Annotated in this window: 19 protein-coding genes and 1 pseudogene; 3 read left to right on the top strand and 17 right to left on the bottom strand. The window is 38.9% G+C overall.

All coding sequences use genetic code 11. The features are described from left to right. Positions 1-620 precede the first annotated feature (620 nt). The 11 genes from M3183_RS23475 to M3183_RS23425 all read right to left on the bottom strand — a co-directional run bounded on the left by M3183_RS23475 (position 621) and on the right by M3183_RS23425 (position 11,095). Complete coding sequence (locus tag M3183_RS23475) at positions 621-1,328, bottom strand: FadR/GntR family transcriptional regulator (RefSeq protein ID WP_251473550.1); 708 nt, start codon at positions 1,326-1,328, stop codon at positions 621-623. A 172-nt stretch (positions 1,329-1,500) separates the two neighbouring features. Beyond that, a complete protein-coding gene (locus M3183_RS23470) occupies positions 1,501-2,769 on the bottom strand; it encodes a TRAP transporter large permease (RefSeq protein ID WP_251473548.1) in 1,269 nt (422 codons plus the stop codon). Continuing rightward, positions 2,766-3,272 (bottom strand): TRAP transporter small permease, encoded by a 507-nt coding sequence (locus M3183_RS23465; RefSeq protein WP_251473547.1) that lies wholly within the window; start codon positions 3,270-3,272, stop codon positions 2,766-2,768. Before M3183_RS23465 ends, M3183_RS23470 begins: the two co-directional genes overlap by 4 nt. An 18-nt stretch (positions 3,273-3,290) precedes the next feature. Then, positions 3,291-4,304, bottom strand: a complete 1,014-nt coding sequence (locus M3183_RS23460; protein ID WP_251473546.1) for a TRAP transporter substrate-binding protein — start codon at positions 4,302-4,304, stop codon at positions 3,291-3,293. Positions 4,305-4,776: 472 nt separating this feature from the next. Beyond that, the gene (locus M3183_RS23455) at positions 4,777-4,947 is read right to left on the bottom strand and encodes a GapA-binding peptide SR1P (RefSeq protein WP_251473545.1); all 171 of its coding nucleotides are present in this window, start codon (positions 4,945-4,947) and stop codon (positions 4,777-4,779) included. 28 nt (positions 4,948-4,975) lie between these two features. Beyond that, on the bottom strand, positions 4,976-5,734 hold the full coding sequence (locus tag M3183_RS23450; protein WP_251473544.1) for an SDR family NAD(P)-dependent oxidoreductase: 759 nt from the start codon (positions 5,732-5,734) through the stop codon (positions 4,976-4,978). A 267-nt stretch (positions 5,735-6,001) separates the two neighbouring features. Beyond that, positions 6,002-6,952, bottom strand: coding sequence for a transketolase family protein (locus tag M3183_RS23445; protein WP_251473543.1), 951 nt, complete (start codon positions 6,950-6,952; stop codon positions 6,002-6,004). Further along, entirely contained in the window at positions 6,952-7,785 is an 834-nt protein-coding gene (locus M3183_RS23440) for a transketolase (protein ID WP_251473542.1), read from the bottom strand. Before M3183_RS23440 ends, M3183_RS23445 begins: the two co-directional genes overlap by 1 nt. A 298-nt stretch (positions 7,786-8,083) precedes the next feature. Continuing rightward, entirely contained in the window at positions 8,084-9,364 is a 1,281-nt protein-coding gene (locus M3183_RS23435) for a TRAP transporter large permease (protein WP_251473540.1), read from the bottom strand. 8 nt (positions 9,365-9,372) lie between these two features. Beyond that, entirely contained in the window at positions 9,373-9,846 is a 474-nt protein-coding gene (locus tag M3183_RS23430; RefSeq protein ID WP_251473538.1) for a TRAP transporter small permease, read from the bottom strand. Between the two features lie 226 nt (positions 9,847-10,072). Then, on the bottom strand, positions 10,073-11,095 hold the full coding sequence (locus M3183_RS23425) for a TRAP transporter substrate-binding protein (RefSeq protein ID WP_251473535.1): 1,023 nt from the start codon (positions 11,093-11,095) through the stop codon (positions 10,073-10,075). A gap of 538 nt (positions 11,096-11,633) precedes the next feature. Between M3183_RS23425 and M3183_RS23420 the strand changes: the two genes are divergently transcribed. The 3 genes from M3183_RS23420 (at position 11,634) to M3183_RS23410 (ending at position 14,634) form a co-directional block, all read left to right on the top strand. Next, positions 11,634-12,638, top strand: coding sequence for a LacI family DNA-binding transcriptional regulator (locus M3183_RS23420; RefSeq protein ID WP_251473533.1), 1,005 nt, complete (start codon positions 11,634-11,636; stop codon positions 12,636-12,638). A gap of 89 nt (positions 12,639-12,727) precedes the next feature. Beyond that, entirely contained in the window at positions 12,728-13,960 is a 1,233-nt protein-coding gene (locus M3183_RS23415) for a benzoate/H(+) symporter BenE family transporter (RefSeq protein WP_251473531.1), read from the top strand. An 89-nt stretch (positions 13,961-14,049) separates the two neighbouring features. Next, the gene (locus M3183_RS23410; RefSeq protein WP_251473529.1) at positions 14,050-14,634 is read left to right on the top strand and encodes a DUF6241 domain-containing protein; all 585 of its coding nucleotides are present in this window, start codon (positions 14,050-14,052) and stop codon (positions 14,632-14,634) included. 63 nt (positions 14,635-14,697) lie between these two features. Here M3183_RS23410 and M3183_RS23405 read toward each other — a convergent pair whose 3' ends face one another. From M3183_RS23405 to M3183_RS23385, 6 genes and pseudogenes are all read right to left on the bottom strand, one after another. After that, positions 14,698-15,873, bottom strand: a complete 1,176-nt coding sequence (locus tag M3183_RS23405; RefSeq protein ID WP_251473527.1) for a hypothetical protein — start codon at positions 15,871-15,873, stop codon at positions 14,698-14,700. A 42-nt stretch (positions 15,874-15,915) separates the two neighbouring features. Further along, on the bottom strand, positions 15,916-16,815 hold the full coding sequence (locus M3183_RS23400) for a hypothetical protein (protein ID WP_251473526.1): 900 nt from the start codon (positions 16,813-16,815) through the stop codon (positions 15,916-15,918). 310 nt (positions 16,816-17,125) lie between these two features. Beyond that, positions 17,126-17,201: pseudogene (locus tag M3183_RS27505) on the bottom strand (IS200/IS605 family transposase); the annotation flags it as partial. 245 nt (positions 17,202-17,446) lie between these two features. After that, a complete protein-coding gene (locus M3183_RS23395) occupies positions 17,447-18,373 on the bottom strand; it encodes an NAD(P)-dependent oxidoreductase (protein ID WP_285880927.1) in 927 nt (308 codons plus the stop codon). After that, positions 18,342-19,769 carry an NAD-dependent succinate-semialdehyde dehydrogenase gene (locus tag M3183_RS23390; protein ID WP_311315402.1) on the bottom strand — a complete coding sequence of 476 codons (1,428 nt, stop codon included), beginning with the start codon at positions 19,767-19,769 and terminating at the stop codon, positions 18,342-18,344. The genes M3183_RS23395 and M3183_RS23390 overlap by 32 nt, the downstream gene beginning before the upstream one ends. Before the next feature lie 34 nt (positions 19,770-19,803). Then, the gene (locus tag M3183_RS23385) at positions 19,804-21,228 is read right to left on the bottom strand and encodes an MFS transporter (protein ID WP_251473523.1); all 1,425 of its coding nucleotides are present in this window, start codon (positions 21,226-21,228) and stop codon (positions 19,804-19,806) included. Positions 21,229-21,292 lie beyond the last annotated feature (64 nt).

The following is a 21,292-nucleotide window of genomic DNA, read 5'->3' as shown; positions in this document are numbered from 1 at the left end:
GCTAATCAAGGCGATTGGCTACTGTAACTGGTTGTTTCGAACTCTTCCGGGAGCTAATCAAGGCGATTGGCTACTGTAACCGGTTGATTCGTGCACCTCGGGGAGCCAATCAAGGCGATTGGCGACTGTAACTGGCTGTTTCGAACTCTTCCGGGAGCTAATCAAGGCGATTGGCTACTGTAACTGGTTGTTTCGAACTCTTCCGGGAGCTAATCAAGGCGATTGGCTACTGTAACTGGTTGTTTCGAACTCTTCCGGGAGCTAATCAAGACGATTGGCTACTGTAACTGAGTGATTCGTGCTACTTGGGGAGCCAATCAAAGCGATTGGCGACTGTACATGGCAAAATGGAACACTCCGAGCAGCCAACGAAATGATTGGCTGAACAAATTAATCTGAAAGACCTTAGTTCCATTACAATCCTCGCTTTCATTCACACCAATAATCCGCTCAAATTCACATATACTCAGTCTATTTTTCTGCATGATGATTGACAAGAAGATTTCTTATGTGAAAAAGCATTGCATGGTTACTTCATAGCTTGACCCCTAAAGTAAAGTCGTTATTGTCAGCACCTCGGGGTTAAAATCTACTATTACTATAAAAAAAAGGAAGAATATTTAATCCTTCCAGTAACGATCATATAAACTTTGCATGTGAGTAGTCATAACTTTGACTGCTTCTTTTTCATTATGCTCCTCTATTGCTTGAATCAATAATTTATGATCATGGAAATGTTCATCTCGATAGTCAGGCCTTGTTACTGTCCGATCCCGGATAAATGACCACATTTCCTGCTGTTTCATGGCATTGCTGATGACTGACATAAAACTGATATATAAATCATTATGAGAAGCCTTGGCAATGCCATTATGCAGTCTCTCATCTGTTTCGGGCACATAAATACCAGCATTCGTTTCCTCTTCCATCTGTTGAATAGTAGCACGAAGTTCTTCGATATCTTCTTCTGTCGCTCTTAAGGCAGCAGACTTAATAATCAGCGGCTCAATATTCATTCTTGCTTCTACAATATCCTCCGGGGACACTGTTTCCAGCATATAAGACTGTTTTTTTTCTTCAGCCAGCTGATTGCTTTTTACATATACGCCTTCACCTTGGCGGGAATAGATCAGTCCATTAAGCTCCAATGCGCTCAATGCCTGTCTGATTGGCGCTCTGCTGACACCAAATTGTTCACAAAGTTCTCGTTCAGCAGGAAGTTTATCTCCTACTTTAAACGTGCCGGCCTGAATTTGTGAAAGAATTTGGCTATAAATTTGGATATATAATTTTTTACTAGAAACTGGATTGAATTTAATAGGAACCACTTCTTTCCGTTCATTTTAATCGACTCAAATAATTATATTATATCATCTAAGCTAGTCAAAATCCTTATTCAAATATTTACTTTAACTTGTAATAATTCTATCCTAAAGAGCCCTGTCTTGGAGGCATGTCCCTTTAGGATAGATACTGTCTTGTCACAAATGCGGCCGGCATTTACAAGAACAGCAATGTTAATTGCGGCAGTACGGCAATCACCGCTAAACTAATCAGCATCACAACGAAGAATGGTGTTGTAGCACGGACCAGTGTTGGAATTCCTAAACCGGATATACCAGAGCCGACAAATAGGTTAACTCCAAGCGGCGGCGTAATAAATCCGATAGCAAGCGTAACAATCATGATAACACCAAAATGGATTGGATCTACTCCGATTCCAAGTGCAACAGGCAGCAAGATTGGTGTAAAGATGATAACCGCTGCGGATGTATCGATAAAGCAGCCGATAATTAATAATAGAACAATGATTAGTAAGACAATAACAATTGGATTATCTGATACAGATAAGAACGCATTGGCTACTGCTTGTGGAATTTTTTCCATTGTCAAAATGGTTCCAAACGTATTAGCTGTACCAATAATGATTAAGATTGCCACAGAGCTTAAAGCTGAATCAGCTATAATTTTTGGAAACTCTTTAATCTTAATTTCTTTATGCAAGAAGAAACTGACAAATGCTGCATATACCACACCTACAACTGCAGCTTCTGTCGGTGTAAAAATACCGCCGTAAATTCCACCTAAAATAATGACTGGTACTAAAAGAGACCATTTTGCTTCATTGATCGCTTTTAGCATGCTTTTAATAGTAAATTTCTCACTGGAGCCTTTAAAGCCTTTCTTTTTCGAATAGTAATAACACCAAATCATCATACATACGCCAATAAAGATTCCAGGAATAATTCCGCCTAGGAACAGATCACCAATGGACTGGTTGCCTGAGATGCCGTAAAGCACCATTGGAATACTTGGAGGAATAATGATCCCCAATGAACCAGCTGTGACAATAACGGCCGTGGCAAATTTCTTGTCATAACCTTGTGCAACCATCGCAGGAATCATAATACCGCCGACAGCCGCTACCGTTGCCGGGCCGGAACCAGAGATAGCCGCAAAGAACATACAAGTAATAACGGCAGCCATTGCAAAACCGCCTGTAAAACGTCCGACAAATACATTAGCTAAATCAAACAGCCGGGTGGAAATACCGCCCTTCCCCATGATTTCTCCGGCGAGAATGAAGAACGGAATCGCCATCAGGGCAAAATTGTCAGTTGATGTGACAAGCCCCTGGGCAAGAAAGGTGGCCGAAATACTTGGTGAATAAACAGCCGTAACGAGGCCGGCAAGTCCTAATGCAATGCCGATTGGAACGGTTAGGATCATGAACAAAAAGAAACTGCCAAACAATACAAAGGTTGTCATACCGCTTCCTCCTTCAGCTTATTCTCCGGTTGATTGATTTGTTTCAATTCTCTAAACTCTAAGGTTATATTCTGGATCAGCCGGATAGCGGTCAGGATCATTCCAAACACTGGTGCAGCATACACCCATTTTAAAGGCAGCTCGATTGCTGCAGATAGACGGGTAACTCTAAGAACAATATCATATCCGTAATATGAAATGACGGCAGCAAATACCAGGAAGGCAAGATTGGCAAGCATGCCGATAATGAGCTGACCCTTTCTTTCAAATAATAAGGTAAAGGCATCAACACCAAGATGCTTCTTCTTCTTTACCCCGAAACTTACGCCGATATAAATCAGCCAAATAAAGGCATATCTAGCAATCTCTTCAGACCATGACAGCGAGTTACTGAAGGCATATCGCATAACAACCTGCGAAAAGATCACGACGACGGTAAAAATGCTAAGGAGTATCAGCAGGTATTCTTCAAAATGCTCATCAAGCCATTTTACTATTTTCATATGTCTCCCCCATTGTTGTTAATTGTTTTGTCTTTCTTTATCAACTGCATCTAAAATATCATTCATAAACTTCTCGCCAAATTTGGCTTTATATGTTTCATATACTGGTTCTGCTTTTTGTCTAAACGCTTCTTTATCTTCTTCAACTACCTGCATACCAGAAGCTTTCAGATCTTTAATCATTTTTTGTTCATTTGCTTTGATTAAATCTCTATGGAATTGAGCAGATTCTTTAGCACTTGTTTCAATAATCTTTTGCTGCTTAGGTGTCAGTGTTTCCCAAAAATCTTCGCTGATGGCCACTGGCAGCGGCATATATTGATGGTTCGTCATATTTAAATATTTTTGAACCTCTTGGAACTTACTTGCATAAATATTGGCTACCGGGTTTTCCTGAGCATCTACAGTCCCTTGCTGCAAGGCCATATATAATTCACCGAAAGCCATTGGTGTCGGATTGGAACCGAATGCTTTAAAGGTTGAAATAGACATTGGGTTTTCCGGTGTTCTAATTTTAATTCCCTTTAAGTCATCCGGCGTTTTGACCGGAACATTTGAAGTTACCTGACGGAAACCGTTTTCGAAATAGGCTAAAATTCTTAAGTTGTGTTTTAAGAACGGCTTCGCAACTTCCTGCCCAGCCTTTCCATCTAACACATTCCATGCCTGCTTATAGGAATCAAATAAATAAGGCAATTCAAATACACTGATTCTTGGATCATATTGGCTAAAGGCTGATGCTGCAACCATTTGCAAGTCGTTAAATGTAACGCTTTCAATCATTTCAGCTTCAGACCCTAATTGTTCGTTCGGATAGACGAGAACTTGAATTTTTCCATGAGACCGCTTCTCGACAAGCTCCTTAAAATGCATGACAGCTAAATGTCTTTCATTTGTTTCAGCTGCACCATGACCAAATCGAATCGTAATTGTTTCATCTGAAAGTGCATCACTGGAAGTAAACAATACAGCTAATAAGCTGGCTGCCAATGCAACTGTTATTAAAATCATAAAGTTGCGAAGTATTTTCACCTTATTTCCTCCTTCATTATGCCATCACAAGATGTGCAGGTTTAAAAAATGACACTTTACACAAATGGAATGTAACCATTTACATTAATAATCATCAAGCATAAACCGGTTTCAAAACTAAGTATTGGTTCTTTTCTAATAATTGGAATCGTTATCAAACCGTTTTTTTAAAAAAGGAAATGCGAATGTTCACATGTCCTTTATGATTTTGATCCTTATTAATCGTAAATGAAAGAGTCGTAGAATTCTAGTCTATAAAATAAAAACCTGTTTGAAAGTTCTACCAGATGACATCTTATATACTTGTCTACTAAGTAACTCTATTAATAAGTATAACTAGTATCTCTACACTTGTCCACACAAAAATGACAAAAAATCATAAATTTCGCTGATAAATGAAAAAAGGGTTATCGAAATAACTCGACAACCCTTTTTTCTGCATTGAAATGAAAGTCAAAGCATACGGAACCGTTTACAATTCCTTTGAAGAAGCTGAGGAATGTTCCTCATGCTTCCCATCAGAACAATCCCTGCATATTCCGTACAATGTTTTTACGCCTTCAGTGCTTTCTACAACGTCAATGATTTTATCACATTCTTGACATACGATGATACATTGTTTGACAGTTACTTGTTCTTCCATGATGTTTGCCTCCCATTATAATTGGATATTAATCCATGTGTGATCCGCCGTTGATGTCGATATCTTCACCAGTGATATAAGATGCTTCTTCTGACGCTAAGAATGCGATGGTTGATGCAACCTCTTGAGTTTCACCAGGACGTCCCACTGGAATTCCATCAATAACCGCTTTTGCATCAGCCTCTGGAAGGGACTTCCAAATTTCTGTGTTGATAAGTCCTGGTGCAACACAGTTCACTGTAATGCCGTCTTGTGCTACTTCACGAGCTAAGTTTTTAGAGAATCCTAAAACAGCTGCTTTAGATGCTGAATAGTGAGGGCCGCCGAATACGCCGCCGCCGCGTTTTGCAGAAACAGAAGACAAGCTGATAATTCTGCCGTATTTTTGTTTTTTCATTGTCTCTAATACGGATTGAGTACATAAGAATAATCCAAACATATTTACACTAAAGACTCTAGTAATATCTTCGAGTGTCATTTCTTGAACAGTAACCTTTTGAGAGATTCCAGCATTATTTACTAGAATGTCAATACGGCCGAATTCCGAAAGAACTTTATCTACCATTGCATCACAAGATTCCTTGCTTGTAACGTTTAGTTCTACGCCTAATGCTTTACCGCCGATTTCTTCAACCGCTTTTACAGTGTCAGCAATACCTTCTTTATTGATATCAGCGATGACAACTGCTGCACCTTGTTTTGCGAGAGTTAATGCGATTGTACGTCCAATACCTTTTGGTGAACCACTGCCAGTTACGATTGCTACACGATCATTTAATTTAAACATTATATATTGCCTCCTGATTGTTGTGATTTCTAGTTTGGGCATATGTTATATAGGCTGTTGATTTCCGCTTCAGGCGGCTTCGCTTTCCGCGGGCGTGCCGGGGAGCCTCCTCGGCCCCGTACTCCCGCAGGACATTGATTTCCTTCCTTGAATGTGCCCACGCACGAAGGAAATGTGTTAGCATTTACGAGGAGTCTTCGCCGCCAGCCCTCTAATCAACAGGGTTACAGAATCAAGAATATCCCTCAACATTGCCCAAGTTTTCTATTATTTAAGCAGTTCTTTAGCTGTGCTAACAATATTTTCGATGGTAATTCCATTAAGTTCTAGTAGTTTTTCATATGGAGCAGATTCTCCAAAACGGTCTTGGATACCGATTCTTCTAACGATCCCTTTTCCTTCTTCAGCGACTACTTCAGAAACGGCGCTGCCAAGGCCATTGATGATATTGTGGTCTTCCACCGTAATGATTTTGCCGATATTCAGACATTCTACTACTGCTTCCCGGTCTAATGGCTTAATCGTATGCATGTCTAATAGTTTAACGGAAATGCCTTCTTTTTCTAATTGCTTAGCAGCCTCCAGCCCAAGGTAAACTGTATCACCATTGGCAATAATCGCAATATCAGATCCGTCTTTAATCTGCTTCGCTTTACCAATAGTAAACTCTTCATTTTCATCATAGATAACAGGAATATTATCTCTTGTAAAACGAAGGTAAACAGGTCCGTAAATTTCTGCTGCCTGGGCAACTAATTTTCTTGTAGAGTGATAGTCAGCCCCCATAACCACTTTCATATTTGGAAAGCTTCTTAATACACCCATATCTTCAATTGCCTGATGGCTTCCGCCGTCATTTGCTGGAGTTAATCCGCCATGTGAGCAGGCAATTTTTACATTTAGATTAGGGTAGCAGACTTCTTGGCGGATTTGTTCAGCCATTCTTAAAGATCCGAAAACGGCATAGGTGCTAATAAACGGAATTTTTCCTGTTGTCGCTAGACCTGCCGCAAGTCCAGCACCGTTTTGCTCAGCGATTCCAACGTTAACATGCTGTTTTGGTAAGTCTTTCATGAATTTAGTTGTTTTACATGACTTACCGATATCAATGTCCACAACATAAATGTCTTTATTCTTTTTACCAAGCTCGACAATTTCGTCACCAAAGCCTTCTCTTGTAGCTTTTTTAACGACAACATCTTTTTCTAATAGGCTCATTATTTTAACCCCCCAGCAAGTTCTGCCATTGCTTGATTGTATTGCTCTTCATTTGGAGCCATGCCGTGCCATTCCACCACATTTTCCATGAAGGAAACGCCTTTACCTTTTAAAGCGTCATATACGATACAAGTTGGCTTTCCATTCTTCTTGCCTCTGATGGAATCTAATGTTGCTGCAATTTCATCCATATTATGGCCATCGATTCGTTTCGTTTCAAAACCAAATGCAGCAAATTTCTTTTCAAGGTCTTGGTTTGGCATAATTTCTTCTGTTGTACCATCGATTTGCAGACCATTATCATCTACAAATACGACTAAGTTATCTAATTCATATTTCACAGCTGTTTGAGCAGCTTCCCAAATTTGTCCTTCTTGGCATTCACCATCCCCTAAGATAGCAAATACGCGGTAATCTTTTTCATCTCTTTTTCCTGCAAGTGCCATACCAACTGCAGTTGAAAGACCTTGACCGAGAGAACCAGTTGAAATATCAATTCCAGGACATTTCTTCATATCAGGATGTCCTTGGAATGGTGACCCATATTGTCTTAAGGTGTGGATGGTTTCATATGGGACATACCCAAGCAATGCTAAAGCAGAATATTGAATCGGGCAAACATGTCCTTTGGATAAAACAAAGCGATCACGGTCTTCCCATTTTGGATTAGCCGGATCGATGTTCATTTCTTTAAAATAAAGCGCGGATACAACATCGGCTGCTGAGAAAGATCCGCCTGGGTGTCCGGATTGTGCTTCGTAAATCATAGTTAGAGCAGTTTGTCTAAGCTCAATTGCCTTCTGCTTTAATTCTTCAATACTGGTATTTCTCATCACTTTCACCTCGTTAGAATTTCTATTACAACAACACTACGATTCTTGTAGTGTTATTCACTTGTTTACTTGTCTACTAAGTATCTTACAATGTCAGTATACGCTTTCAATTTTGAAATGTCTATACTTATTTATTAAAAAATTGAAAATAGGTTTTTCCAATAAAATCCTCTTCTATGTAAATATATATAATAAGTAGAAAGACGTCCCACAGCGGTTTACCGCTTCAATCGGGACATCCATCCACTCCTTGTCAGAATGAAGAAGAATAAGATTTCGGCATAAGCGAGTGTATGTGTTATTTAAATAATCCCACTAAGTATAAAGATACCTCTGGAATAATGGTAATAACCGCTAAACAGAGAAGCATTGAAATAAGGAATGGCAATACTGCTTTCGACAATGTTTCCATACTCAATCCCGAAATTCCTGAACCAACAAATAGGTTTACCCCAACTGGCGGTGTAATGAAGCCAATCGCCAAGTTAACGATCATGATGATACCAAATTGGATTGGGTCGACACCGATATTGATAGCAATTGGCAGTAAAATTGGTGTCAGGATAATAACTGCTGCCGATGTGTCCATAAAACAGCCGACAAATAATAGTAAAATGTTAATGAGCAGCATGATGATTAATGGATTAGATGAAATGGTTAACATTAAATCGGCAATCATTTTTGGAATCTGTTCAATGGTTAAGATTCGTCCGAATGCACTTGCTGTTGCGATAATAATTAAAATAGTGGCAGATGTTAAAGCCGCATCTTTTAAAACCGCAGGGAAACTTTTAAAATCAAGTTCCTTATGAATAAATAAACTTACCACAGCTGCGTAAACAACGGCTACAACGGCTGCCTCTGTCGGCGTGAAAACCCCGCCGTAAATACCGCCTAAAATAATAATAGGAACTAAAATGGCCCATTTTGCTTCATTAAATACTTTCCAAGCTCTCTTGAAGGTGAATTTTTCACCTGTCCCTTTGTAGCCCATCTTTTTGGAATAAATGTAGCTCCAAATCATCATAACCACACCGATAAATACACCTGGAATAATACCGGCGATGAACATATCACCAATGGATACACTACCGGAAACCCCATAAAGTACCATTGGAATACTTGGCGGTATAATAATCCCTAATGCACCGGCAGATACGACAACAGCCGTTGCAAATTTTTTATCATAACCAAACCCTACCATTGCCGGAATCATAACGCCGCCAACGGCCGCCACTGTTGCCGGGCCTGAACCGGAAATAGCAGCAAAAAACATACAGGTTAAAACAGCTGCCATCGCAAAACCGCCGGTAAAGTTACCAACAAACACGTTCGCAAATTTGAAAAGACGTTCTGAAATACCGCCTTTTCCCATGATTTCTCCGGCCAAGATAAAGAACGGAACGGCCATCAGCGGGAAGGAGTCTGTTGAGGCCACTAAACTTTGGGCAAGATATTCAATTGAAGTAACATTGGCAAAGATAATGGTTGCCAGTGTAGAAAGTCCTAAGGCAAATCCAATTGGCACGGTTAGTAATAAAAAGAGGACAAAACTTCCGAATAATATAAGTGCTGTCATTGTATCACCTACTCTCCTGTTCTAAATGTTTTCGTTTGAATGATCATAGTTTGAATGACGCGGATGGCGGTTAACAAAAATCCAACCAATGGGGCCGCATACACATATTTTAACGGGATCGCCATTGCCGGCGATAAACGATTAATTTGCGCCACTACTTCAAAACTAAAATAAGTAAGTAAAACGGAAAATACCAAAACAGCAATATTTGCACAGATGGACAGAACAAATTTTCCTCTTCTTTTCACGATCCATGTAAGTGCATCTACACTGATATGGGCCTGCTTTTTAACCCCATAACTGACTCCGATATAAACCAGCCAGATAAACGCATATCTTGCCAGTTCTTCTGACCAGGTTAACGATGAATGCATAACATACCGCATAAACACCTGGACAAAAATAACAACAACAGTCAAAATACTTAAAATGATTAAAATGACAGCTTCAATATTTTCATCCAGCCACTTTAAAAGTTTCATGTTTTTCCTCCTCTTGATCGTGACTTTAAGAAAAGTGAAAGACCTCGAGCACCCAGGCACTTGAGCTAGACACTTCTCAGCGTCGCATGATAAAAATTCCAATATTATAAGAAAGAAAATGATTGCTATTTTTAAAAATAAGTTTAATAGAATGAAGGTTTATAATTAGGAAAAGCAGAACCTGCCCTTGGTTCTTGATAGGATAGATTCTGCTCCTTCAATGATATTATTTTGAATTTAACAGACTGTCGATTAGATCTTTTCCATAAGTCTTTTCATATTCTTTATATACAGGTTTTACTGCTTCTCTAAATGACTCCATGTCAGTTGGCGTATTAACTTTCATACCTTTTGATTCAAGTTCTTTAATTTGTCCGGCTTCCTCTTTTACAACTGTCTCACGGTGCCATTTGGAAACTTCTTTCACACTGGATGCAATGATATCCTGTTGTTCTTTCGTAAGGGTCTGCCAGAACTTATCACTGATGGCAACTGTTACTGGGCTGTAAGAGTGTTTTGTTAAGCTTAAATATTTTTGTACTTCATTAAACTTACTTGCATAGATGTTTGCTACAGGGTTTTCCTGTCCATCAACAGTACCTTGCTGAAGGGCCATGTAAAGTTCACCAAACGCCATTGGTGTAGGGTTTGCACCCAGCGCCTTAAAGATGCTTACCAATACAGGCTGTTCTGGAGTTCTGATTTTCATACCTTTTAAATCTTTTGCACTATTAATTGGCTTTTCATTGTTTGTCACGTTTCTGAATCCATTTTCTAAATGACCAAGTACGCGAAGGTTATCATCAAGAAGCGGTTCAAATACTTTTTGACCGATTGGACCGTCGATTGCTTTCCAAGCCTGCTCGTTTGTTTCAAAAAGGAAAGGAAGTCCGAAAGCATCTACTTTTGGCTCATATTGTGCAAATGTACTAGCTGCAACCATTTGAATATCGTTAAAAGAAACAGCCTCTACCATTTGTGGCTCACTGCCTAATACTTCGTTAGGGAATACTTCTACAGTCATTTCCCCTTTGGATTTCTCTTCTACTAATTTCTTAAACATTAGTGCTGCTTTATGTCTTGAGTTTGCTTCTACTGCACTGTGCGCAAATTTAATAACAATCTTGCCTTTAGAGTCTTTGCTGTCACCGCTTGCTTTTTCTGTTTTTCCGCCATTGCCGCACGCTGATAATGCAACCAGCATGACACAAATCAATCCAAGGAACAAAACCTTACTGATCTTCTTCATTCTATTTCCCCCTTAAATAAGTTTTAAATTTTTTTAAAATAACAGATAGATGGGATAACCTATCTGTAATTTACGAAATGAGAAAAAGCTAAACTGCTTTGACCTGAAGAGACATTTTATGATTGACCCTATCCTCCTTATATATTTAAAAACACTCGGAAGATTTAAAAAACTCAATATATAAAAGGAAACCGTTTTCAAATGGTGCAAAAATTTTTTGTTTCCGTTTACAAAAGTGGGTTAATCGTTTTACTGCCTCTAACAAAAATATAACAAGAATAGGAGTCATCTGTAAACTACTTTTTTGCATTTCTTGTTATTTTTTTTTATTTACTTTCAATTAATCTATCTTATTTTTGGTAAAACGTTTAACAATTCCTAATATACCAAAATCTGAAAACCAAATCAACGATATTTTCAAATTTTTTAGGTCTTATTTAACATTGTCTTTTTTAAGAATAAATAGTAAAATATTGAATTATTGTGAAACAGTAAAACGTTTAACTAATGTAAAGAGACATGAAGGCGGGGGTTAAATTTGAGCATAAAAGTTACCATGAAGGATATCGCGAGAGAAGCTGGTGTCTCTATTGCAACCGTTTCCCATGTCATTAATGGGACAAAACATATATCCGAAAACAAAAGGAAATTGATTACAAATGTGATAGAAAAATATAATTATGTTCCAGATACAAGAGCAAAAAGTCTTCGTAATGCCGTAACAAAAACAGCAGGGCTGGTTGTGTCGGTTTTTCCCGATTCCTATGTGACCGGAATTGTAAATGGAATTGGCAAACGTGCCAGGGAATTGGACTACCACTTACTGTTTATTAATACGAACGAAGACTATGATTATGAGAAAGAATCGATTAAACTGCTTAGTTCAAATATTGTCGATGGGATCATTCTTACTCCATCTGAAATGAACTTAGGTTATATCCAAAAGTATATGAAAAAAGGACTTCCCATCATTCAGGCCATTCGCTATGATCCAAACATCCCCCGCCTTCCCAGAGTGACGGCAGATGATTTTCAGGCAGGCTATGATGCAACCAAGCATTTGCTTCAGCATGGGCATCGAAAGATTGGTGTGATCATTTCCAGAACCAATATTACACCGACCATTGAAAGAATTGAAGGATATAAAGCAGCACTTACAGAATATAATATCCCTTTTGATGAAGGTTTAATTGAATCCGGATTTGCTACCGAAAAAAACGCGCTGATTGCGACGAAGAAATTACTTAATCGTGAAAAAGAAATTACTGCTCTATTTGTATTGAGTGATTTAATGACAATCGGTGCTATGCAAGCGATTACAGAGTTATCACTCAAATGTCCGGACGATATTGCCTTAATCGGGTTTGGCGACTTTGCCGGGGCAGCCATTACAAACCCCCCGATTACCAATGTCAGCCTGTCTGCTGAAACGATTGGCCGGACTGCTTTTGATGTATTATTAAACAAAATCAATAATCCTGGTTACGATAAGCATATCCAAATCCCAACCTCGCTGATGATTAGGAAGTCTTGCGGCTGTTAAAAGCAAGAGGAGATTCTTTACTTTTTGGGTTTTAAGTTTTGGAAGCGGAAGGCTGGCTTCAGCCTTCATACTTTAAAGGAGAATGTACAATGGTTAAAGGTTTAACCCCTTCCCTTTCCAGGGGGCTGAAATTTCCATTCAAAGATTTACATACCAAAAATCTATCCGCGGGCCTTATTGCCGGAATACTTAGTGTGACCGGGCCAACGGCTATGATTATGGAGGCATCTGCAAATGGACATTTTACCCAGGCTCAAACAAGCCTTTGGATGTTTTCAGTCTATGTTTTTGGAGGAATCTTTGGGATTATCCTCCCTCTTTACTACAAGATTCCTATCTCAGGCGGGCATACCATTACCGGTGTTGCATATCTGGCCACCGTGACAGCACAATTTAGTTACCATGAATTAATCGGTGCCTATATTTTTTCTGGGGTGTTAATGCTTCTAATTGGATTTTCCGGTGTATTTTCTAAGTTAATGAAGATTGTGCCTAAAGAAATGATTGCTGCCATGTTAGTAGGGATGATCGCCAAATATATGGTGAACTTTATTATTTCAGTGCATGATTTATTATTAGTCGGTTCCGTTTCGCTGATTGCCTTTTTTATTTTTCATAAACGGAACAGCCGGATTCCCCCTGTCATAATCGCCATCCTTCTTGGGTTTATTATATTGCTTTTGACACACTCCATCACGCCGTCTGAAATATCGAAGGGTTTCATTTTTCCGCAATTTCAAGTTCCGGAGTTTAATCCTGTCAGTTTTATCTCTGTTTCGGTCCCTCTTGCCCTGCTGATCTTAAGTAATGATGCAGCAGTAGGGATTGGGGCCTTAGGACAAAAGGATTTCCGGCCGCCTGTGAATAAAATTATTTCTTTTTGCGGCATCTTTTCCATTTTGTCCGGCTTTTTTGGGGGACAGTCCGCAAATATGGCAGGAATGGCAACTGCCATTTGCTCTGATGAGGAGACAGGCCAGAAAGATAAGAGATATATGGGAGCAGTTGTTTCAGGTATCATTGTTCTCTTATTTGGGATTTTCTCGTGGAAACTGACCATTTTTATCCAAGCTCTTCCGTCCCAATTTATTTCCATTCTGGTTGGATTTTCCCTGTTAAATGTATTTGCAAGCAACCTGCATAACAGCTTTTCTAAGCCAAATTTAAAAATCAGCACAGCCCTCACTTTTATTATTGCTGCGTCAAATATTACGATTTTTCATATTAGTGCACCTGTATGGTCCTTGTTAATAGGAACCTTAATCGCTATATATATTGAAAAATATGAGTCTCCGGCTATTTTAGAAAAAAAGGCAGGATAATAGTAGAATAGATTCTGATTCGACACTGGCATTATTATGAATTTTCTGGTAAAGTGGAACCATCCAGAACAAAAACAGGAGGAAAGATAATGAAAAAGGCTTTTTTAGGGTCTGCTATTGTTTTGGTGGTTCTCATATTTGGTACATTTGGTGTATATAAGTATATGGACAGCACCACTAATGCGAAATTAGCAGAGGAGAAGGTAACAGCTGAGCCTGACACAACCACTGAAAAAAAAGAGGAAAAGGATAATACAGCGGTAAAAGCAGAGGAAGACCAGACAGCTAAAATTGGCGGTGTAACATATAAAGTTGATCTTACAGAAGAAAGCTCCCAGGATGAAGTAATTGATGTCATGCATAAAATGACACATCAAAAGGTTAAAGCAGAGGAAAAATGGGGTGCCGTCCCCATGATTCCGGACACCATTCAGCAAGTTTACGAGATTGTAAGCAAGAGTGACTTTGACCGCAAAGATGAACTGCTGTCCATCCTAGAGAAATGGAAAAAGGGCCAATTCAGTGATGTTGATAGTGACCATAACTATTTCTGGGATTACCAGGATGGCACAGTTGGAAAAGCCTTTGGAATTTTGAGCAAGGAAGAGGAAAAAAAATTTATCGCTAATAATTTTGGTGATGATTTTGCGAAAAAAACAAGCTCCCCGGAATGATGGGAGCTTGTTTTTGCGTAAAAAAGATCTAATCCTCTAGAGGATTAGACCCTGATCAAGAAATTATTGAATTTCTTTTACTTCTTCAACTGCTTCAGTGTTGTCTGCAGTTTCTTCGCTTTCAACTGAAACTTCTGGAGCTTCTGTAGTTTCTTCAGCGTCTGCTTCCACTGCATCATTATGATCAGTTTCTACCGTAACTTCCGATGCTTTTGCTGTTTCTTCTGCTTCTACTGCACTCTCTTCAGTTTTTTCAGCTTCAACCTTAACTTCAGGTGCTGCCTCAGCTTGTGTTTCTTGATCCATTTCACCGGCACGTACTGCAGAATGGATGGAAGCATGAGTCTTTGCTGTTTCACTGGCCTTTACAGCCGCTTGTGATTTGGCTTTATTTTCTAGTGATGGATTTACTTTATCTGCATCATCATCGGCATTGTCTTCAAGAACAGCCTCTTCGTCATCCTCATTTGTTTTCACTGTCGCATGAGTTTCGAATTTTACATTTGCAGACTCATCATCATGATCGCCATCTTCTTCATCTTTCACTTGAACATTGTCTTCTACGTCTGCTTTCTTTTCATCTTCTTTTACTGCAGATTCTGTATCTTCACCTTGTTCATCTTCTTTGACAACCTGATTAGAATTGCCTTGCTCGTCTTCTTTTACAACCTGATCAGAATCGCCTTGTTCGTCTTCTTTTTTGACTGTATCTGCTTTAACTTGTTCTTTTTGCTCTTTTGCTTCTACTACAGTCTTTTCTTTTTCAGTTTCAGCTGCAGCTTCCAGATCCGTTTTTTGTACAGTCACTTTGTCTTCTTTAGGTTCTGTAACCGGTGCCTTTGGCGCCTTTTCACCTTTTCCTAGAACGGCTGAATTTGGGGCTGCATGTAATTTTGCTGTTTCACTGGCATGTTCACTAGCCTGTGATTTGGATGCTTTTCCGACATTCGTGTGCTCTTTTTCCTGAGCCTTCACCTTTGTCTTCTGCTTCGCTTCCACTTTTGCCTGATTGTTTACTTTTACTTCCACATTATGCTTTACTTTTACGGCTGGGTTTACATGAACCTCATGATTTACCTTGACATGATTTTCACTTTTTACATGCTCAGCATGGGCAGCTTTGACATGATCCGGACCCGCAGCATCTGTAAGATGGCCTCCGGCAAAAACACCAACGGACACTGCTCCAGCTAAGACGAAAGACTTTACAACATTATTTGAGTTAAGATAATTTTTCATTTTTTGATTCGCTCCTTTTATTATGTTCCAAGGCTTTAGCTACTAAGAAACATGGTTAAAAATAGGAGCAAATTGCGGCGGTGGTGACGGCGGTGCGTTCACCCATTGATTCCTCAATAAGTTCAGCCGGGAAAAATACGGCTGAATCAGCTGAACCTCAAAGTAATGATGCCAAATAATCCATTTATCCACCAGATTGATGGTACTGAAGCTGGTGTTCACCCGGTCATTAGCTTTACTGCCTGAGCCATTCATCCGCTGAGATTGGTTCAAAGCCTGGTTTAGATCAGGAATCGTCTTCTGTTCAACAGGTGCCTTTTCACTTTTGACCGGTTTCTGCTTTTCTAGTTTTGACTTTTCTAGTTTCTGTTTTTCTAGTTTTTGTTTGGCTGGTTTGGTTGTTACAGCCTTATTTATGTTAGTATGTTTGGTTTTATTTGATTCTTTTTGATTTTCAGCAGACGGTGCTTTTTCAGTGCGGATATCCTGTTTCGTAGTTTGAGCCGGCTGCCGCTTTTCAGCTTTTGGGCTTTGCTGCTGCACCTTACTTCCTTTGGGTTTAGTATTGGTATCTGCCTTTTGTAATCCATTAGCCTGTATGTTATCCGATTGCCCTTTGTCCCTCTTCTTCTCAACAACTGAGCTGATTTTTTCCACTGCCTTTTTATTAGCATTCGTTGCTTGAGAAATGGCCGGGACCTTTTTCTGCTGTTCCATATCGGTTTTTGATTTTTTCAAAGGCTTATGTATGGATACCGCATCCTTGGCCTTGTCCGAACTTTTTGCGGGAAGTTCGGTTTTCACCGCCTTCTCCACCTGTACTGTGGTATTCGCAGCATGCTGTGTACGATTTATTTCGTCTTTTGCGGCAAAGGCATGATCCGATACAAATAGGGCAGTACATGTAAGTAAGCCTGAAAAAAGGATATGTCGGAAGTGCATCTTTTCACCCCCTTTCCCATGAATCATTCTTTTCACAAATATCATTCGATACAGTCCAATGATTTTTGACCGTTTTCGACAGCTATCTTTGAAAACTATCCTTTTGACCTACGAATCTATGAAGCTTATTTCATCAATTGCAGTTATTTTTAAATTATGACCACCTATCCAACGGGTGGTATGAACAACGGCTATAAACCTATACTAACGTCCAGTATCTAAAGGCGCTGGCTTTCATTTAATTTAAGCCTATATTATTGCCTTTGCACTTTTGCCACCCCTTAAAGGGTATTGGTATTACTTGCTGCCTTTTGAAAGGGTCTGTATATTCTTTTGCATAATTTATCTAATGCAATATCATGTTTTTCTTGATCTTGGATATATTTTTTACCACCCGCCCGCATAGAAGGTGTTTTTTTGCTTTGCACGCTAACGCGGGCGGGCTCAACTGACTAAAGTCATAGTAAAAGGCCATCCCCTTCAGGCAGAAAGGAATGGCCTTAGGCCCGTAATCTATGAAGTTATTTCTATCGAATGGTTGTTTTCCGGTAAAGGCAACTTGGGTCCAAATCGATTAGTGACGATTATATCACCAAGCGTATTGTTCCATACATCCATCAATTTCTAAAGTTCATCGTATTTTTTCAGCACTTGATCCTTTTTGGAATATTTGATAAATGGCTGCCACGTCCTTATCTCCTAAATTAAAGGCTTGTGCATTCTGAAGATAATTTAACGTTAAGCTGCTAAACTCTGCTTTATTCGTTAATGACTCAGCCATTTCAATTCCTAAACGTACATCTTTTTCCGCTAAATTAACAGAAAACCTAGGTTGATAGTCATTTTCTAAAATGAAAGGACCTCTTAAATGTAATTGTGCTGAGTCTCCCCCTGTATCATGCATTAATTCCTTAAACAGCGATAAATCAATTCCTGATTGAACTGCTAATTGAATTCCTTCACTCATAACTGCTATATTTGTCATTCCTACCATATTACTAATCAATTTAAAAGCCGTGGCTTGTTCTACATCCCCTAAATAGGTTGGGTTTCCTACCTTCTCAAGCAAATCTTTATAAGATTCAAATACCTCTTTTTTTCCACCAGCAAAAATAGGTTCCGTGCCTTCACTTGCTTGAGCTGGGCCTTTCCCTAAAGGACACGCCAAAAATTGAATGTTTTGTTTTTCAGCTGTATTGGCAATTAATCTAGCGGTTTTTGGATCAATCGTGCTTACATCAATTAATATTGACCCTTCCTTCATTATTTGAAGTATTTTTTCTTCCTCAATTGTTAATTGAAGCATATGTTTAGGCAAAGGCAGACTCGTAAAAATAACATCTGCTTCTAATGCCATGGCCTTTGGAGATGCTGCATAACTTCCTCCAACCTTCAGAACTGCATCAACAGCGTCAGGATTAATATCAAATAATAAAACGTCAAACCCAGCTTTGATTAAATTTTTTGCCAGCCCGCTGCCCATTTTGCCTAATCCAATAAAACCAATTTTCATCTTATTCTTCCTCCTAGAATTTAATAGATATAAATTTTGTTTCAAGATATTCCTCTATTCCTTGGTGGCCGCCTTCCCTTCCTAATCCGCTTTGCTTTAAGCCTCCAAATGGAGCCTGAACTGTTGTAGGAACAGCGTCATTTATGCCAATTATCCCGTAATCCAGCTTTTCTGATACTCTAATGGTTCTCCCTAAATCCTTTGTAAAAAAATAAGCTGCCAGACCATATTCAGTATCATTTGCAGCATGAATCACTTCCTCTTCGGAATCAAAAACATAAATTGGCGCTACAGGACCAAACGTCTCCTCATAAGTAATGTCCATATTCTTGTTTACGTTGGAAAGCAAAGTCGGCTCATAAAACAATCCACCTATATCACAGCGGTTTCCACCAGTTAGCAGTTGAGCTCCTTTTTTAATAGCATCTTCGACTTGAAATTCCACTTTTTCTAAAGCTGCTTTGTCAACAAGCGGTCCCAATTCAGTTGATTCCTCTATACCATTACCAATCTTTAATGCCTTCACCTTTTTAGTTAATATTGATTCAAACTTTTCTTTTACAGATTGTTGGACAAAAAGTCTATTTAAACAAATACATGTCTGACCACTATTTCTAAACTTACTAATAATTGCCCCTTCTGCCGCCTCTTCAAGATCAGCATCTTCAAAAACAATAAATGGTGCATGACCACCTAACTCCATCGAAACCTTTTTTACGTGTTCAGCTGACCCTTCGATTAACTTTTTTCCAACTTGGGTTGATCCTGTAAAGGTAATTTTTTTAATGGCTGGATTTTTTAATAACTCATTACCAATATCGCTTGAACTTCCAATGACTAAATTTGCGACACCTTTAGGAAATTTCACCTGTTCAATTAATTCAAACAAACGAATCGCACATCCTGGTGTTTTACTAGCAGGCTTTAATACAAATGTACAACCGGCAGCTAATGCAGGACCCATTTTCCTGGTTAACATCGAGATGGGAAAGTTCCATGGAATAATAGCACCAACTGGACCAATCGGCTGCTTTATTACCTGGATACGCTTCGATGGACTAGAAGAAGGAATGTTTTCTCCATATACACGTTTTCCTTCTTCGGCATTCCAAAGTAAGTATTCAGCCGCCAATTCCACTTCTCCTCTTGCCTCTCTAATGGGCTTTCCCATTTCTAATGTAATCAGCCTGGCAAGCTCCTCCTTTTCTTTAAGCATAAGATCGTATAATTTAATTAGGTAGGAAGATCGTTCCTTTGCAGTTAAAGATGCCCATGATGGAAATGCATTACTAGCAGCTTTAATAGCTTGTGCTGTTTCTTCAGTAGACCCATAAGCCACTGTTGCCACAACCTCATTAGTTGCTGGATTTAATACTTCATAAGTTTTTCCTGAGAATGATTCTGTCCACTCACCATTGATAAACATTTTCTTCACATCCACTTGTATCTCTCTCCTTTAATTTTGGATTCAAATATCATATTTTAATATTTATATTTTGATCCTTAAACTGATCAATTGAGAAATCACTGCCATTATCATTATCTAAATCTTTACCTGTTGGATCCCATTTATTTAATAACACGACTAATAATCCAAGAATTGGAGCTGCAGAGATAACTAACATTGTATTTGATAATCCGATAGAGGCTAATAATATAGGGAAAATAAAGAAACCTATGATACTGCCTACCCGCGTCATTGTTTGCCCCCAGCCAGATCCAATCCCTCTAAGCTCGGTAGGATACGAAAGAGTTGCCATGGTCATTCCCTGAGAACCAGGACCAAACGAATGTCCAAATATGAAACCAGCAATTAAAAGAGTCATTAAAAAGGTTGGTGCTGAATTTCCAGTTAACCCTACAGTTATTAGCGCAATGATGACAATTACATAACCAATAAGAGCTAATTTTCGGATTCCTACTTTTCCAGTTAAATATGATTGAGCTAATCCTCCAAGGATCCCAAAAAAGTTAAATAAAAGCGTTCCCAAAATAGCATAGATAATCCCCTTACCAAAAATCATTACAGAAATCACAGGAATATAAAATCCAACTGAAAAATACTCAAGGCTTTGTGTACTAGTAATTATAGAAGCCAATAATGTACGCCCACGATATTTTTTGGAAAATATTGTAGATAGTGCTACCCTTTCATCCTTCTTACTTACTTTTTCCTTTGATTCCAGAATGGTAACTTTTACATTATATGTTTTCTCAACAATTTTTGCGGCATCTAGTAAAGGTAAATTTTTAGCTGCCCACATCGGACTTTCCTCCATATATTTATATCTAAGGAATAGTACAATTAGAGCTAATATCGCCCCAAAACCAACCGCATATCTCCAAAGGTGTTCTTCTATACCCAAAAAATGGAAGGGTAGTAACACCGCTCCAGTAAAGGATGCAGCCAAATACCACATTGGCTGCCAAAGGTTAACCAGCCGCCCTTTATTCTTAGTATTACTTATTTCTGCTATAAAACTTAAGGCAACTGGAACATCTAAACCTACTCCTACTCCCAAAAGAAAACGGAAAAATATCAAAGTCCCCATATTGGGGGACAAAGCAGCACCGGCTGCCGCAACTACTAAAAGAACTAAGTCAATTAGGAACATTTTGTTTCGTCCAAGTTTATCTGTAAATATTCCGCCAAATAAAGCACCAAGTAAGGCGCCAACTGCCATAACAGCTGTTAGTGCTCCTAATCCAGAAGGAGATAAATTAAATTCCGCTACAATCTGGTCTGCACCGATTCCTAAACTGGCAAAATCATATGCATCTAAAAAAATACCACCCAATGCTACCAGTACAATTAAAAAACCTTTTCGACTTACAGGGTTTGAATTGACAAAGTTAATAATATCTTCCCTATTGGAGATTGTGATTTCCTTACGATCCAATAAGACCAGTCCTCCTTTTAAAATATAACTTTATACTAATTTAATGGAACCGCTTAATATCTGA

Source organism: Neobacillus mesonae (genome assembly GCF_023715155.1).
GTDB lineage: Bacteria > Bacillota > Bacilli > Bacillales > Cytobacillaceae > Neobacillus > Neobacillus mesonae_A.
Note: the sequence above shows the minus strand (reverse complement) of the source record. Positions and strands in the feature narration are given on the sequence as shown.